The sequence below is a fragment of the Candidatus Gracilibacteria bacterium genome (genome assembly GCA_010119145.1).
Lineage (GTDB): Bacteria > Patescibacteriota > Gracilibacteria > BD1-5 > UBA6164 > JAACSU01.
Map to the genome: position 1 here is coordinate 428,143 of JAACSU010000007.1, position 14,808 is coordinate 442,950.

At 30.8% G+C, this 14,808-nt stretch carries 16 protein-coding genes and 1 tRNA gene; 9 read left to right on the plus strand and 8 right to left on the minus strand.

Annotation, left to right across the window (positions count from 1 at the left end; genetic code table 25):
* Window positions 1–14 precede the first annotated feature (14 nt).
* The 3 genes from GW846_02490 to tilS all read right to left on the minus strand — a co-directional run bounded on the left by GW846_02490 (window position 15) and on the right by tilS (window position 3,810).
* Window positions 15–1,322 carry a hypothetical protein gene (locus GW846_02490; protein ID NDK09623.1) on the minus strand — a complete coding sequence of 436 codons (1,308 nt, stop codon included), beginning with the start codon at window positions 1,320–1,322 and terminating at the stop codon, window positions 15–17.
* A 121-nt stretch (window positions 1,323–1,443) separates the two neighbouring features.
* The gene (locus GW846_02495) at window positions 1,444–2,748 is read right to left on the minus strand and encodes a hypothetical protein (protein NDK09624.1); all 1,305 of its coding nucleotides are present in this window, start codon (window positions 2,746–2,748) and stop codon (window positions 1,444–1,446) included.
* 123 nt (window positions 2,749–2,871) lie between these two features.
* Window positions 2,872–3,810 (minus strand): tRNA lysidine(34) synthetase TilS, encoded by a 939-nt coding sequence (gene tilS / locus GW846_02500; protein ID NDK09625.1) that lies wholly within the window; start codon window positions 3,808–3,810, stop codon window positions 2,872–2,874.
* A 79-nt stretch (window positions 3,811–3,889) separates the two neighbouring features.
* On the opposite strand from tilS, the gene GW846_02505 reads away from it, so the two are divergent.
* Window positions 3,890–4,360 (plus strand): hypothetical protein, encoded by a 471-nt coding sequence (locus GW846_02505; protein ID NDK09626.1) that lies wholly within the window; start codon window positions 3,890–3,892, stop codon window positions 4,358–4,360.
* Window positions 4,361–4,362: 2 nt separating this feature from the next.
* Here the strand turns inward: GW846_02505 and GW846_02510 are convergent, their stop codons facing one another.
* The 3 genes from GW846_02510 to mraY are packed head-to-tail and all read right to left on the minus strand — an operon-like array spanning window position 4,363 to window position 5,951.
* Window positions 4,363–4,659, minus strand: a complete 297-nt coding sequence (locus GW846_02510) for an RNHCP domain-containing protein (protein ID NDK09627.1) — start codon at window positions 4,657–4,659, stop codon at window positions 4,363–4,365.
* A gap of 3 nt (window positions 4,660–4,662) precedes the next feature.
* Entirely contained in the window at window positions 4,663–4,908 is a 246-nt protein-coding gene (locus tag GW846_02515) for a pterin-4-alpha-carbinolamine dehydratase (GenBank protein NDK09628.1), read from the minus strand.
* A gap of 2 nt (window positions 4,909–4,910) precedes the next feature.
* Complete coding sequence (gene mraY / locus GW846_02520) at window positions 4,911–5,951, minus strand: phospho-N-acetylmuramoyl-pentapeptide-transferase (protein ID NDK09629.1); 1,041 nt, start codon at window positions 5,949–5,951, stop codon at window positions 4,911–4,913.
* 121 nt (window positions 5,952–6,072) lie between these two features.
* Between mraY and GW846_02525 the strand changes: the two genes are divergently transcribed.
* Window positions 6,073–6,762, plus strand: coding sequence for a 5'-methylthioadenosine/S-adenosylhomocysteine nucleosidase (locus tag GW846_02525; GenBank protein NDK09630.1), 690 nt, complete (start codon window positions 6,073–6,075; stop codon window positions 6,760–6,762).
* 31 nt (window positions 6,763–6,793) lie between these two features.
* On the opposite strand, the gene GW846_02530 is transcribed toward GW846_02525, so the two are convergent.
* Window positions 6,794–7,486: a hypothetical protein gene (locus GW846_02530; GenBank protein ID NDK09631.1), complete on the minus strand. Its 693-nt coding sequence runs from the start codon at window positions 7,484–7,486 to the stop codon at window positions 6,794–6,796.
* Between the two features lie 128 nt (window positions 7,487–7,614).
* Between GW846_02530 and GW846_02535 the strand changes: the two genes are divergently transcribed.
* The 6 genes from GW846_02535 (at window position 7,615) to GW846_02560 (ending at window position 13,010) form a co-directional block, all read left to right on the plus strand.
* Window positions 7,615–8,574, plus strand: coding sequence for a carbohydrate kinase family protein (locus GW846_02535; protein NDK09632.1), 960 nt, complete (start codon window positions 7,615–7,617; stop codon window positions 8,572–8,574).
* A gap of 10 nt (window positions 8,575–8,584) precedes the next feature.
* Window positions 8,585–9,883, plus strand: coding sequence for a hypothetical protein (locus tag GW846_02540; protein ID NDK09633.1), 1,299 nt, complete (start codon window positions 8,585–8,587; stop codon window positions 9,881–9,883).
* A gap of 33 nt (window positions 9,884–9,916) precedes the next feature.
* Window positions 9,917–10,828 carry a protease HtpX gene (htpX, locus tag GW846_02545; protein ID NDK09634.1) on the plus strand — a complete coding sequence of 304 codons (912 nt, stop codon included), beginning with the start codon at window positions 9,917–9,919 and terminating at the stop codon, window positions 10,826–10,828.
* Window positions 10,829–10,849: 21 nt separating this feature from the next.
* Window positions 10,850–11,491: a hypothetical protein gene (locus tag GW846_02550; GenBank protein ID NDK09635.1), complete on the plus strand. Its 642-nt coding sequence runs from the start codon at window positions 10,850–10,852 to the stop codon at window positions 11,489–11,491.
* 43 nt (window positions 11,492–11,534) lie between these two features.
* Entirely contained in the window at window positions 11,535–12,269 is a 735-nt protein-coding gene (locus tag GW846_02555) for an S-layer homology domain-containing protein (GenBank protein NDK09636.1), read from the plus strand.
* A gap of 72 nt (window positions 12,270–12,341) precedes the next feature.
* On the plus strand, window positions 12,342–13,010 hold the full coding sequence (locus tag GW846_02560; protein ID NDK09637.1) for an S-layer homology domain-containing protein: 669 nt from the start codon (window positions 12,342–12,344) through the stop codon (window positions 13,008–13,010).
* Window positions 13,011–13,050: 40 nt separating this feature from the next.
* Here the strand turns inward: GW846_02560 and GW846_02565 are convergent.
* Window positions 13,051–13,141, minus strand: a tRNA-OTHER gene (locus GW846_02565).
* Between the two features lie 258 nt (window positions 13,142–13,399).
* On the opposite strand from GW846_02565, the gene GW846_02570 reads away from it, so the two are divergent.
* Window positions 13,400–14,782: a glycine--tRNA ligase gene (locus GW846_02570; GenBank protein ID NDK09638.1), complete on the plus strand. Its 1,383-nt coding sequence runs from the start codon at window positions 13,400–13,402 to the stop codon at window positions 14,780–14,782.
* The last annotated feature ends 26 nt before the right edge of the window (window positions 14,783–14,808 follow it).

Here is a 14,808-nt window from a genome sequence, read left to right on the forward strand (position 1 = left end):
AATCTAGCCTGAGGCTAGATTTTTTTTATGATAGGAGTATTCTCTATGGTATTGTTTGATATTTGTTCCTGAGAATTTTTTCTTTGCTCTAATTCTAGAGCTATTTTTTTATTTTCTTTTTTTACATAACTTATGTATCAATTTAAGCTATTTTGTTCAATAAGTTTTTGTATAAAATATGTGTCAGCTATATCTTCAGTAAGTGATTCTAAAGTTTTAGGTCCAATGATTCATGCATCTACTTGAGATTGTTTATCTATAATATTATTTTCTAATTGATAGTCTATAAGAGAACTTTTTGTCTTTGCTCAGAAAATTGCAGTGTCTTTATAATCAAAGTACCCTAAATTTGAAAGCACTATTTGAAATTCTCGAACTGAGCTACTTATTTCTCAGTATCACACATTAGTGATATTTTTTATAGTTTCCTGAGCATTTAATTGAGCTTCTTGTTGTAGTAATTCTAAAGATTCTTCATATTCTTGAAAAAGCTTTTGTTCCTTAAGATATATATCATATTGCCTTTTAAATTCTTTCTGAGTTTTAGGTCCGTATACACCATTTCATGCGTCATTAATATGAGAAATAACTCAGAAGTTTAATTGAAAACTTCGTACTGCTTCTATGGTTTTATCATCATATACTCATGCTGTGTAATCACTTGCAATATATCAAAGATCAGAGAGAAGCGTTTGAAGCTCTGCTACATAATTTCAAGAATTCAGTGAACTCAGAACTATTTCAAATATACTTACATTTTGTTCTACAGGTTCTAGTACACTTTGTTGAACACTTTTATTTGAAATATCATCTTTTCATACACTAATCCAATTTGGAGAAGGAACACTTGTATAATCTAGATTTACTGAACTCGTAGCGTCTACAATATTTCATGCTACTTTTCTTTTTCCCCAGTAAAGTGCTCGTTTTAATCACTCGTCACCATATCACATCCAGATATCAATTCTATCATAACTATATCATCGTTGTCCAGCTGGAACAATGGCTCCACCTCTATCTGAAACTTCACCTATACCTAATCAATCTAAGTGTATTTTTGTTCAAAATGAATATTTAGAAGGTGCAGCAAGCATACCTGAAAATACTTTTTTCCCTGAAGCACCTGCAATTCATTGACCGTTCAAGATTACTTCATCTTTGAAATTTCCTGTAAGATAATTATTTTGATCTGGAAGTGGAGAATAGTATGCGGTAACTATAAAATAATTTTGATCTACTTCTTCAGCAAATACTTGAATGACTGATCAAGTTGATTGTAAAATAAATACACTTAAAAATATACTTGTTAAAAATTTTTTCATAAAATGAGTAAGATATAATATACAAGTATCGTAGCATAAGAAACATAAAATAGTTATAAACTTTACAAAAAAAATACCCCTTCTTGATTGACAAGTGAGGTATTTTTTGAATAAAAATATATTAAAGTATTTGTTGTAGATATACAATCTTAGCTTTAAGGACAGCGTTTTTAATATCTGGAAGCACTTCATTAATTTTAGCATCGAGTCAACTGAGGATTAATTCAGCTGATTTTCATGTTCTAAGTTCTTGTTGTTGAAGTCTTTGTTTAATTATTACGAGCGCAGAACTAATTTGATTTTTTTCTGACTCTTTTAATTGATAGTTTTGAACTATACGCTCAAGTACATTATTTGGTGGATTTCAAGGATTGTTTTCATAATATTCAAACAATGTTGTTTTTGTCCTGTTTCAAAAATTACCAGCATACCAGTGATCAGCAGAATCAATCAGACCAATTTTAATTTGTAAGTCTACAAGTGCTTTTTTAACACTAGAATACTTCCCATCTATTGGACCATTGTATTCTCAGATTTGAGTCATCATTTCTTGAAAGAGGTATATATCCTCGATATTTTTAGTATCATTATTTATCACAAGGTCGCCATATTGCAATATAATTTTATAATGCTCAGATGCTTGTTTATGATTATATTTTGAAAAAAGTTCAATAGGTTCTTCTACTAAATTTGCACTTGAATATCAATACCTTTCTCTTAAAGCAACTATTGTTTTAGGACCGAAGTATCAGGCATCTTCTGAATCAATTTCTGTAATTATTCAAGATTCAAGTTGGAAGGATATAAGTTCATTTTTAATACTCTCATATTTTCCATCTATTTCTCAATTATATAAATTGACCTTTGAAAATATCTCCTGAAGCTCTTTCACATTGTCTCACTCATTTTCAGGTTCTACTCTGAGTGAAGGTTTTATATATCATATTTGTGATTCTCAAAAATTCAGTGTAATTTCAGAACTCGGGACAACGATTTTAGCTTTCACGGTTTTTCTTCACCATTTAATAGCTCTTTGAAGTCATTCGTCACCATATCACATCCAAATATCGAGTCTGTCATATCCCTGATTTCTTTGTCAGGCTTTTACAATAGCTCCTCATCTATCTTGAATAGATCCAATTCAGAATCATTCAAAATAAATTTTGGTTCCAAATGGATAGTTTTTTGGTCAAGCAAGCAATCAAGGAAATACTCCTCATCCTGATGCAGTAGTAACTCATTCTCCATTGAGTCTCACATCTCAACTATAACTTCACGTTATATAAGAATCTTGACCTGGAAGGGGAGAGTAGTAGGCAGTAGCTATAAAGTAAGTCTCTTCATTAGCAGCAGCTCAAATAGTATTTCAAAAGAAACACATTGTGGCTACGACAGCTCATAGTATGAGCTTTTTCGTGGGGCACATAGTATTTTTTTAAAGAATAAAGCCGGAAGATTATATATATGAAATATATAATGCAAGTTTTATTATATCAGACTTCACCAAAACTTCACAAATATTATATTTGACTATAATTATATTTATAAACTAGTATAAAATATTATCTCAATCTTTGAAGAGTTTCATACCTTGAATTTCTTTCTTTGTTTTATTATTTTTTCAGTTCATAAATCTAATAACTTCGTTGATATTAGACTCCGTGAGTCATATCGTAGATTTATTATTCGTTATAAAATAAATATATCTGATAATTTCTTTTTGTAGAAGTGGGGAGAGTCAAAGAAAATTCTTGATTGAAAAAAACTTTGTATCGTATTTTCATAAAAATTCTAGAACTTCACTATCTATATATTCTTTTAATACCTCAAAATAATTTAAAAGTTGAGAAATATTTTTTTGATACTCTGGATGAATGTGTTTAAAACTTGGAATAACTTCGTTTCTAATATAGTTTCGTGAATAATCATTACTATTATTGGATTCATCTTCAAAATATTTTAGATTATTTTCTTGTAAGTACTCATATATATCACCTTTTTTCACTCATATCAAAGGACGAAGCATAATTCAAGATTCAAGAGTCATATTGATAAGTCATGTGAGTTTTGTACCACGTATCATATTAAACATCATCGTTTCAATCCTATCATCTAAATGATGAGCTGTCATTACATATTTAGCAGAATGAATATGCATAAGTGCATCAAAAAATTGATACCTCTTTTCTCTCGCTAGTTCTTCAAAACCTTTGCTCGGATATAACTTCATTATTTTATCGAAGTCACAATCTGCAACTTCTACAGTGAATCATTCTTTTTTTCAGAGTTCTACAATAAACCTTTCTTCCTCTGCACATTGTACTCTTGTGTTGTGATTGAAAAATGCCACAATTATATTATCTCTAAATTTTGTATCTAGTAATTGGTACAACAAAAACATACTATCTGCTCACGTAGAACATCACAGTATTATTTTCTCATCTCATGAGTTATATTTTTCTAGAAATTTTTCTAAATCAAGTTTCAAAGCAGGGAACTGATGAAATATTTGAGATTGATTATAAAGTATAGTACAATAAAGGCAATATATATTTATAGCTGATATAATGTCTAAAGAGAAAGATTTTTTTAGAGAACTGATGAGAGTTTTTGTTTCATGATCTATGTACATACTTATGTTCATAGTTGCGATTTTTATTTTTTATAAAACTCTCGTATTATTTTTCTTTGTGTTTGCTGCAATTTTTGTACATATGAAAGAGTTTAATCAACTTACTTTTCAATGACTTTCGGATACTTCTACCCTTTGAATACGATTAGCAGAACAAGTACTTAATATTGTTACTTTTATACTAGTACTGGTAAAGTCATTTAAAATACTCGTTGAATATTCAAAAAATCAACATATTGCCATCAAAGACTTAGTAGAAATATCTATCATAGCTCTTCTCATGGAAGTAGTATTTAATTTTTGAATCCACGATATGTCTATAAATATTTTATTTGCATTGTTCTGATTAGCATTACTTATAATTTATGCTGCATTTCCATATTTTAGAGAATCGACACATAAGTAAGCCTACAATTTACCAAATACGATAACATCATCATCCTCAGCTAATTTGTTGAGGATTTTTTTGTGACATTTCTGACACTCGTGTTGTATCATCCAACCTTTATTTTTTTTGAAATCTTTTCAAACTGCTTTCATCAGTCAGTAACATTGACTGAGTCTATCTCATGGTGTATCTTGATCTAGATGTTTTGAACTTAAACATTTTGAACAATGGTTACGAGCACTTCATGACGGATGTTTAGAAACTTCTGCATGACAGTTTTCACACTGAAATGATTCATTTTTCATTATAAATCACATAATCTATCTATTATAAAATGATTCTATTTGTTTCACGAGATTATAGTCTTTATCAGTAATGGCATTTCACTCTTCATGTGTCGTAGTTGTTACTGTAACAAACTTGTAATCATGCATTGTAATATCTGGATGATGCTGACTCATTTCTGCAATTCAGGCTATGAGATTAACAAAATCAAGAGCCTGATTAAAATTTTTGAACTCAAATTCTCAAATAAGTTTGTTTTTCTGTTCTTGAAAATATTTCATAACTATTTTGTTATTATATAAAATATTACTCAGACCACAGAGAGTATCATACCAACTAGCCAGAGTCTAAATACAACCGTTTCTTCTGCCCAACCTACTGCTTCTAGGTGATGATGAAAGGGAGCAATTTTAAATACTTTTTTTCAATTTCTCAGTTTTTTACTCGTAAGTTGAATAATAACTGAAAGTGTTTCAAGTATGAAAATCATTCAAACTATAACAAGTATTGCTAGAGTATTAGTAAGCAGAGCCATAAGTCAGAGATTGGCTCAAAGCGCGAGACTTCAAACATCTCACATATAGAACTTAGCAGGTTTTATATTAAACCATAAAAATGCAACTAGTGCTCAACAGATACTGACACAGAGTGTTGAGAGGAGAAAAAGTCATTTATCAAAAGTGATATATCAATATACTCAGTATGCAAACAACAGTAATCATCCAGCCAATCCATCTAGTCAGTCACTTATATTGACACTATTGGCAGCTCAAACTATAATAAATATAAAGAGAGGAATAAACAGAAATCCTATTTCTATTCCTGGAATAAATGGTATTTTTAAAAGTATCTCTGACCAGCCAAGTTTATCATAAAACCATACTGCTCACGCTCACGCAAAAAGTATAAGCCATACCATTTTGAATTTTGCAGATATTCATTTTGTTTTCCCTATTCATCGAATGTTCATATAATCATCAACTCATCCAAGAATTCAAACTGTAAAAAGAGTAAATAAACTGAGATATGTTTCATTTTGATTAAAAAGTGAGTTATTCGTAAAACCAAGTTGTTGTAGAATAATACTCAGGAGTACCATGAAAAAAACAGTTGCAAGTATCATAGCTCATCACATAGTTGGAGTTCCTGCTTTAGATGCGTGAAGCTTGAAAAACTCAAAAGCTTTTCACATAGTAGCATTTTCACGTATTTGTTTCCCAAGTTTTAGCTTTTGCAAGAGAGTAATGTATGAGGGAGTCACTAAAAAACCTACCAAAAAAGTGGCAAGTCCAAAACCAAATATTGAAACAAGATTCGTATCCACTGTGTCAAAGTAAGTAAATATTTTGGAAGTGTAGGAAAAAATGAGCAAAAGTAAAGATTTTCCCTTTACAATAGCTTAAAAAAAAATAGTCTCAATTCTAATTAATTTTTATAAAAACTATATGATAATCTCAAAGGCTATAGTTACTGCAATGCCTGAAGAAGCAGAACTCATTATCCAAAAATATAACTTGCTTGAAACAAAAGTTATTGGAGCGATGAAGATATATGAGGGAAAAAGAAAAAATACAGAAAGTGAGGAGGAAAATTTGATTTTAGTTCTTTGTTGAGTTGGAAAAATACATACAGCATTTGCTACGACCTATCTATTTGAAAACTATCTATTTGAAAAAGTCCTTAATATTTGAGTCGTTTGAAATCTTCGACCTGATACGATACAAATCTGAGATGTTCTCATCCCAAATACTTTTATGCAACATGATGTATATATTCCAGATTTTATTGATTCTATGTCTTACCTGCGAGATCCTATTTTTACAGAATATGCAGTCTGAGAAGATTATAACTTAGAAAAATTTAATCTTCATTTACATGGTATTTGTGTAACCTGAGATCAGTTCATAGATAACAATGATTTAAAAAATGAACTTGTGGATGTTCACAGTGCCGACATAGTAGATATGGAAGCCTATAGTTTTTTAACTATAGTTAAAAATTATAATGCCCTTGATAAGACAGTAGTTATAAAATCAGTTTCTGATGGAGCTAACGGTGACGCTGCACAAGACCATGTTGCAAATTTAAAACTCGCAATGGATAATGCAATAATAATACTTGATTTTGTATTATAAATAATTATATCTACTACACTATCTCATCAAGCTAAGCATATTTCTCAAAAAATATGCTTTCTTTTTCGACTCATAGTTCGCTTAGTTTATTTTCAACTCATTCAATCATGGCCGGAGCTCCGCATAAATAAAACTCATCAAAATCTCAGATAACTTTGGGACTTAAAAAATCAGTTACATATCAAGCATGAATGATTCAATCTGCAGGATCTCTACTCACTACAGTATGATAGTAAAAAGAATCTGGATATTTTTCTTTCAGTGCTTCAAATTTATCTATATAAAACATATCTTTTTTGTATCGTACTCAAAATACAAGTTGATACTTATCTCATATTTTTTTTTCTAATCACTCTAAAATCATACTATAAAGAGGAACAAGTCCTGTTCCTGTACCTATAAATAAACGAGGAACATTATGGGCACTAAGTACAAAATGACCAACCGGTCAGACACATTTAAATTCATCTCCTACACTTGCGTCACAAAGAAGTACACTCCCTCCTCTTCATCCAGTTTCTTGTGGCCAACGTTTTATGATAAGTATGGCAGAATCTCAGATAAGTTCTAGTATCGAGTATGATCTCCCTCACACTCAAGGTAATATAAATGTAATAAATTGACCAGCTATCATTTCTTTTTTTTCTGAAAGAATATAATGAAGTTCAAATACATCATCTGTGAGAGCAATTTTTTTACTGAGAGTTGCTATCATCATTGCCATAATAATTTAGTTAGTTTTATTTCACTTAGTATATAGTAAGTGAGATAAGAATGAAATAAGTTTTCAAACTTTAATTTCACCGTAAAATTGGTATACTAGGTTTAAAATAGTTTTTTATAAATACTCATATGAAAGAAATTTTAGTAAGTGGTTCTACAGCTTTTGATACCTATTGTTTATATGATGGTCTGTTTGAGTCACATTTTCAAAATTGAGATATCAAATCTTGACTCAATATGTCACTTTTAGCTAAAAGCATGGAGAAATATCATGGATGAACGTGAGCAAATATTTGTTATAACTTAGCACTTTTAGGTGAGCATTCAGTTTTACTATCGAGTGTGGGTGAAGATTTTAAGTATTCGGATGTTATTACAGAAAAAATAAATCTTAATTATATTCATAAAACAAAAAAAGAACTTACTGCTCACAGTATTATTTTTGCAGATAGTGACGATAATAGAATGTCACTTTTCAATGCATGAGCTATGAGTGAAGCTTCAGAATCAAAAATTAGTTTCATAAAAGAAAAAATAGCATTTTGAGTGGTCTCTGCAAATCATATTCCTACTATGTTAGAGCATGCAAGAGAAATAAAATCATTATGACTTGATCTTTACGTCGATCCAGCTCAGCAGATTTCACAAATGTCGCATGATGAACTCCGAGAACTGATTGATTTAGCTGATTATTTAATAGTAAATCAATATGAATTGCTTGACTTACAATCAATAGGATGATATTTAGACGAAGATTTAGAAGAGAAGCTTACTGCATATATTGTAACATATGGAACCCAAGGGTCTCAACTTCACCAGTGAAATTCACTCATTCATATACCTGCGATATTAACAGATGATTTTTATGATTCTACTTGAGCCTGAGATGCTTACAGAGCCTGAGTATTTAAGGCAATTGTAGAGTGATATACACTTCTTGAATGATGTCAGTTATGAAGTTTACTCGCTTCTCATTGTGTAGTAGCTCCAGGTTCTCAGCAACATCATTTTAGTTTATGAGTACTTTGAGAAGAAATGAAAGACAAGTTCTCAGTAGAAATGGATCTCTATAAAAAAAGACCTTATTAAAAACAGTTTCATGACAAAAAAAATATACCTTATTGACGGAAATTCATTTATATATCGAATGTTTTTTGCCCTTCCTGAATTTGCTACCAAGGACTGAAAAATTGTAAATGCTACTTTTTGAATGGCTAAGTTTTTAACATCTCAGCTCACAAAAGAAAATCCTGATTATGTAGTATTTATAAAGGATGCAAAATGAAAAAATTTCCGTCACGATTTATATAGTGAATATAAAGCTACAAGAGAGCGAATGCCAGATTCTCTCCGTAGTCAAATAGGTGATATAGAAGAACTATTACATGTCTTAGATATGAAGGTTATAGAGATTCCATGATATGAAGCGGATGATGTTATCTGAACTCTCGCTACTGAGTTATGAAAAGATGAAGATCATGAAGTGTTTATTCTATCTGGAGATAAAGACCTCTATGCACTGGTAAATAATCAAGTAAAAGTATATGATACACAAAGAAAAAAAATATCATGACTTGATGAAACTTTTGAAAAATTTTGAGTCTCGGCAAGCTGTGTAAGAGATTATCTGGCTATTTGTGGTGATACTTCTGATAATATTCCATGAATCAGTGGAATCTGACCGAAAAAAGCTCAAGTTCTTCTCAACTATTTTTGAAGTTTAGAAAAAATATATGAGTGAATTGATGATATAGAGTCACTATTTGATTCATTTCCTGATGATGTACAAAAATTACTGAAGTGAAAAACTTTAGAGAAATTTCAACAGGGAAGAGAGCTTGCATTTCTGTCACAAAAGCTCGCTACTCTTGATTGTTCTATGGATTTATCTAACTTTGATCTTGATGAGTATCTTTTTAATGGCTTTGAAATCCAATCTCCATCACTTCAATCATTTTTTAAGGAGTATGAGTTCCATTCTCTCCTCACTCAGTGAGTAATAGAACTTCAAACCTGGAAAAATCTCTGACTTAAAGTACAAATTATATGAGATATACAATGACTCGATGAACTTGATTCTAAAATATCACAGTTTACATCAATAGTTCTAGATACAGAAACAACCAGTCTTAATGTACGTGAAGCTGAACTCGTTTGAGTGAGTTTATACCTCGATGATGCAAATATTTATTATATTAACCTCATGCATAGAGGTTCTAGAATTGATTATTATTCAGTTCAAAATTTTATAAAAAGACTCTTTGATTCAGATATTGAAATAGTGTGACATAATCTAAAATATGATCTACAGATTTTACAATTTTTTTTATCTAAAGATTCTGTGAATAATAACTTAAATGTAAGTCTATGAAATTGACAAATGACTTTAGAATTATAAAATTAGAGTTGCTAATTTATAATAAAACAATACATGAATCTAATAAAAAGAATCGGATTATTTCTTTTAACTAACATTGCAGTTATATTTCTATTTTCTATTATTATATTTTTAATAGAAAGAATATTTTGAATCAATATTTCTGCTTCCGCTGGGACTTGATATACGTGATTACTTATTTATGCAGCTATATTTGGGTTTGTAGGATCATTTTTTTCACTTGCCATATCACGATGGTCAGCAAAAAAACTCTACTCAATAACTCCAATTAAAGCTGATGAGGTCTCTTTTTTATCACCAAAAGAGCAACTTGTATATAGAACAGTTCATGATATTTCTCAAAGAGAAAATATAAAGGCTCCTCAAGTTTGAATCTATCAATCTCAGGATCCTAATGCATTTGCAACTGGAGCTACAAAAAATAGTTCACTCGTTGCCTGTTCATCAGGACTTCTACAAAGTATGACAGAAGATGAAATTGAAGCTGTGGTCGCTCATGAAATGGCTCATGTTGTAAATGGTGATATGGTTACTATGAGTTTATTACAATGAGTAATGAACACCTTTGTAATATTTTTCGCTCGAATTATAGCAAATATTATTAATGAAAGAACAGAGTGAAAACTAGGTTGAGTTGTATACTTTGCTGTGTATATTGTCTTGCAAATAGTTTTAGGTATACTTGCTTCACTTGTTGTAAATGCATTCTCTCGAAGACGAGAGTTTCATGCTGATGCAGGAAGTGCAAAATTTGTTTGAAAGGAAAAAATGATTGCAGCACTTCAAGCACTTGGACGAATGAAAGAGCTCGCTCCGTCTAATGCTGATAAGTTGGCAACTATGAAAATAAATACTAAAACTGATACTGGATTTAAAAAATTCTTTATGACTCATCCTCCAATTGAGGAAAGAATAAAAAACTTAGAAAATTTAAGAATCTCTTAATTTTAATTTTAAAAATAAACTATGAAAAAAATAGCATGTGCTCTCCTTACTCTTGGACTTTTATCTCCAATATTTACATCTGCTGCGACTGACTTAGAAATCCAAGCAGCCAATTTTCTCGCAACTAAGAATATTATAAATGACAATTCGTTAGATATAGTTCAATATAACTTAGATTCTAATATTACTCGTAGAGAAATGCTTAAAGTTATGATGAATATATCATGAAAAACTGTTGCAGATACATGTTCATGAGAATTTTCAGATATGAACGGTTCAGATTGGGGTTGTAAATATGCTGAAGCTGCTCTCACTGCTTGATTTATTGCAGAAAATAATACTTTTAGACCTAATGACCAAGTAACTCAAATCGAAGCTCTTAAAATGGTTATGCAAGCAAAATGACTAGAAAGAGATGCTGCTCAAGATTGGAGAGCAGGATATGTTTCGAAAGCTCAAAGTGAAAATATTATCAGCGGTGATATTATTTACGATACAAAAGCTAATAGAGGTTGGATATTTACTGCTTGAGCAAAAGCTGACGCTTCATTTGAATACAAAGCTAATACTTCAGTAGAGAATTCAGTTGATACTACGAATTGAAGTGATCCTGATATTTCTCCAGAGATAGAAGAGTTATTTAATTCAATTTTTGAATTATAATATGAGATTTAAAAAAATAATATTGTCTTTAATTTTCTCACAGATGTTATATCTGTGAGTTTTTTGAGCAGCTTGAGATAGTTATTATGTTATAAATAAAAATACTCAAATATGCTGAGAATTTATTCAATGAACTGCTAGCAAAAATAACTGGGTCCCTGAGTGATTTGAATCAGTAACATTGGTTGAATGATTATTCAGTAGATTTAATGCTACTCAATCATGCCAAAAATGAAATACGAGTGCTTGTTGCAAAGATCTTTGATATAGATATGCGTGAGTATCTATCGGTCAAGTAATCATCAGTGAAAACAGGAGTGCTGCTGAATACCTTGCTCAAAAAAATATTATAGTGAATCATAGTTTAGATCCTTCTAACTATTTGCTAGATGCAGATATTAGTCGTAAAGAGCTTATGAAGATTATCATTCAAGCTTCTGGGATTGAAACAAGAGATTCATGCAAGAATATTTTTAGTGATGTTGAAGATGATTGGGGATGCAAATACATAGAAACTGCCCTTTCTCAGTGAATTATTGCGTGAAATCAAGAGTTTCGTCCTAATGATTCTGTTACTCAGTCTGAAGCCTTGAAGCTAGTATTTCAGTCCCTAAATATTGAAAAAAGATATACCACAAATTCATGGCAGCAGGATTATATTTCAAGCGCATTTTATCTCTGATTTATAAACATAAAGTTTTCTGATTATAATTTAGCTGCAAAACGTTGATACATTTTCAGTGTTTTGGAGAAAGCTTTGAAGTATAAAAGTAAATAAGTTCAATATTTGACAATTATTTTTTATTGTGTTAATTTTAGATTACATTTATTTATAAGTAATCTAATAACTATGAAAAAAGATATTATGATGATCAGTGTTTTAGGATTATTTTTAGTCCAAAATACATATTCATTCACTCCAAACATTGATCAAATAAACAATGCAATGCTATTGCAAGATAAAAGTGTTATTTCATCACAAATTATGAAGCTGGATTCAAAAGAACTTTCAAAAAAGTATGCTAATAATCAAGAAGAATATTTAGAATATATTCAAGAATTTGTAGAAAAAACTAAACTATGAGAGCTTATAACTCGAAGAGAAACTATGAAAATAGTTATGAATCTTGGCTGAAAAAAAATAAATACAGTTTGTAGAGGTAATTTCAAAGACGTCACGTCAGATGATTGGGGGTGTAAATATGTAGAATCTGCACTTGATGCTGGTATGATATCAAAAGCAGATACTTTCAGACCAAATGATACAACTTCTAAAATTGAAGCTCTAAAACTGGTACTAAAATCTAAAGGGATTCAAAAATTTGTAGAAACTGATAATTGGAAGAGAGACTATGTTGAAACTGCATTTCAATATGGAATCATAAAAACAGAGTTTTATGATTATGACGCAACACCAAATAGAGCTTGGATTTTTGATATAGCTGCAGCTACTATTAAACAAGAAGGTAAAATTAAAACAAGAATGAACGAAAAACTTATGAGTGATGAAGCATTATAATCACTTAATAGGCTTAAAAGCTGCAGATATGCAGCTTTTTTGGTCGGGATGAGAGGATTCGAACCTCTGTCCTTCTTGAGATTATCATATGTGATAACTAAAGACGCTCTACCAATCTGAGCTACATTCCGAAAATTGAATCTTATTTATATTTTTTTTGACAATAAAATCAAGTTCTATACTATAGAAGTAGTTTATAGATGTTATTTATCGCTAGAAAAGCTCTCTTGGAAAAGAGTTTATGAAAAATAATGACTATGAGTAAAGTAAAGCATTTGGGTGGAACCGTCTATAATCCTAGACCCCAAAGATATTTAGAAATAAGTATCTTTGGGGATTTTTATTGAAAAATATAATCTAATAATTATCAAATGACAACAAAAGTGGAAATGACAACAAAAGTGGAAATGAAAGACATAGTAAATCTTTGTCAAAATAGATGATTTGTGTACCCTGGAAGTGAAATTTATGGATGACTTGCAAATTCATGGGATTATGGACCATATGGTTCTCTTCTCAAAGAAAATATCAAAAATCTTTGGCTTAAAGAATTTGTCCAAAAAAGAATGGATACTATGTTACTTGATGCCTCACTCATCATGAATCCTAAAGTTTGGGAAGCTAGTTGACACGTCGGTTGATTTGCAGATCCACTGATGGATTGTAAATGATGTAAAACTCGTCACAGAGCAGATAAACTCGTTGACGCGAAACTAAAAGACGGAACTCCTGAACCATCATGATATGCGTGAGATAAAACTGAATCAGCTAGATTAAAAGAAATAATTGATGAATTAGATATTACATGTCCTGAGTGTGGAGAAAAAAACTTCTCAGAAATTAAAAAATTTAATTTGATGCTTAAAACTTTTCTTGGTGTTACAGAAGATGGAGCAGCTCAAGCTTATCTCAGACCAGAAACGGCTCAGGGGCAATTTGTTGATTTTGTAAATGTAGCAAGAAGCTCTCGAAGAAAACTACCTTTTGGTATTGCCCAAGTAGGGAAGAGTTTTAGAAATGAAATCACACCTGGAAACTTCATATTTAGAACGCGAGAATTTGAGCAAATGGAGATGGAATACTTTGTAACACCGTGAGAAGATGATGCAGCATTTGCAGAATGGAAAGCGGAATCAAATAGGTACCTAACTGAAGTAATCTGACTGAAAGCTGAAAATGTTAAGTTTGTTCAAATAAAACAAGAAGAACTTCCACATTATTCAAAAGAAGCTGGAGATTTTGAGTATAACTATCCGTTTGGTTGGTGAGAAATAGAAACACTGGCTAATAGAACAGACTATGATCTCAAGGCTCATATGACAGCTTCAGGACAAAACCTCAGTTATTTTGATGCTGTTAATAATAAAAGATTTCTTCCGTTTGTTATAGAGCCAGCAATGGGTCTTGGTCGAATTACTCTTGCAGCACTTTGTGACGCGTATACTGTTGAAGAAGAGAGAACATATCTTAAGTTAGAACCAAGAGTTGCTCCAATTAAGGTCTGAGTTCTTCCAGTTGTTAAAAAGCTTTGAGATTTAGGGAAAGAAATATATAAGCAATTATCCGAAGAGTTTGTATGTGAATATGATGATGTGGGTTCAGTAGGGAAGAGATATGCTCGAATGGACGAAATAGGGACTCCATTTTGCGTAACTATTGATTCTACTAATTATGATGAATGAAATGTTACTGTAAGACACAGAGACTCAATGGAACAGGAAATAGTAAAAATATCTGAACTGAATAAATATATAATTGAGAGATTGAAATAATAAAAAAAGACTGTTATTACAGTCTT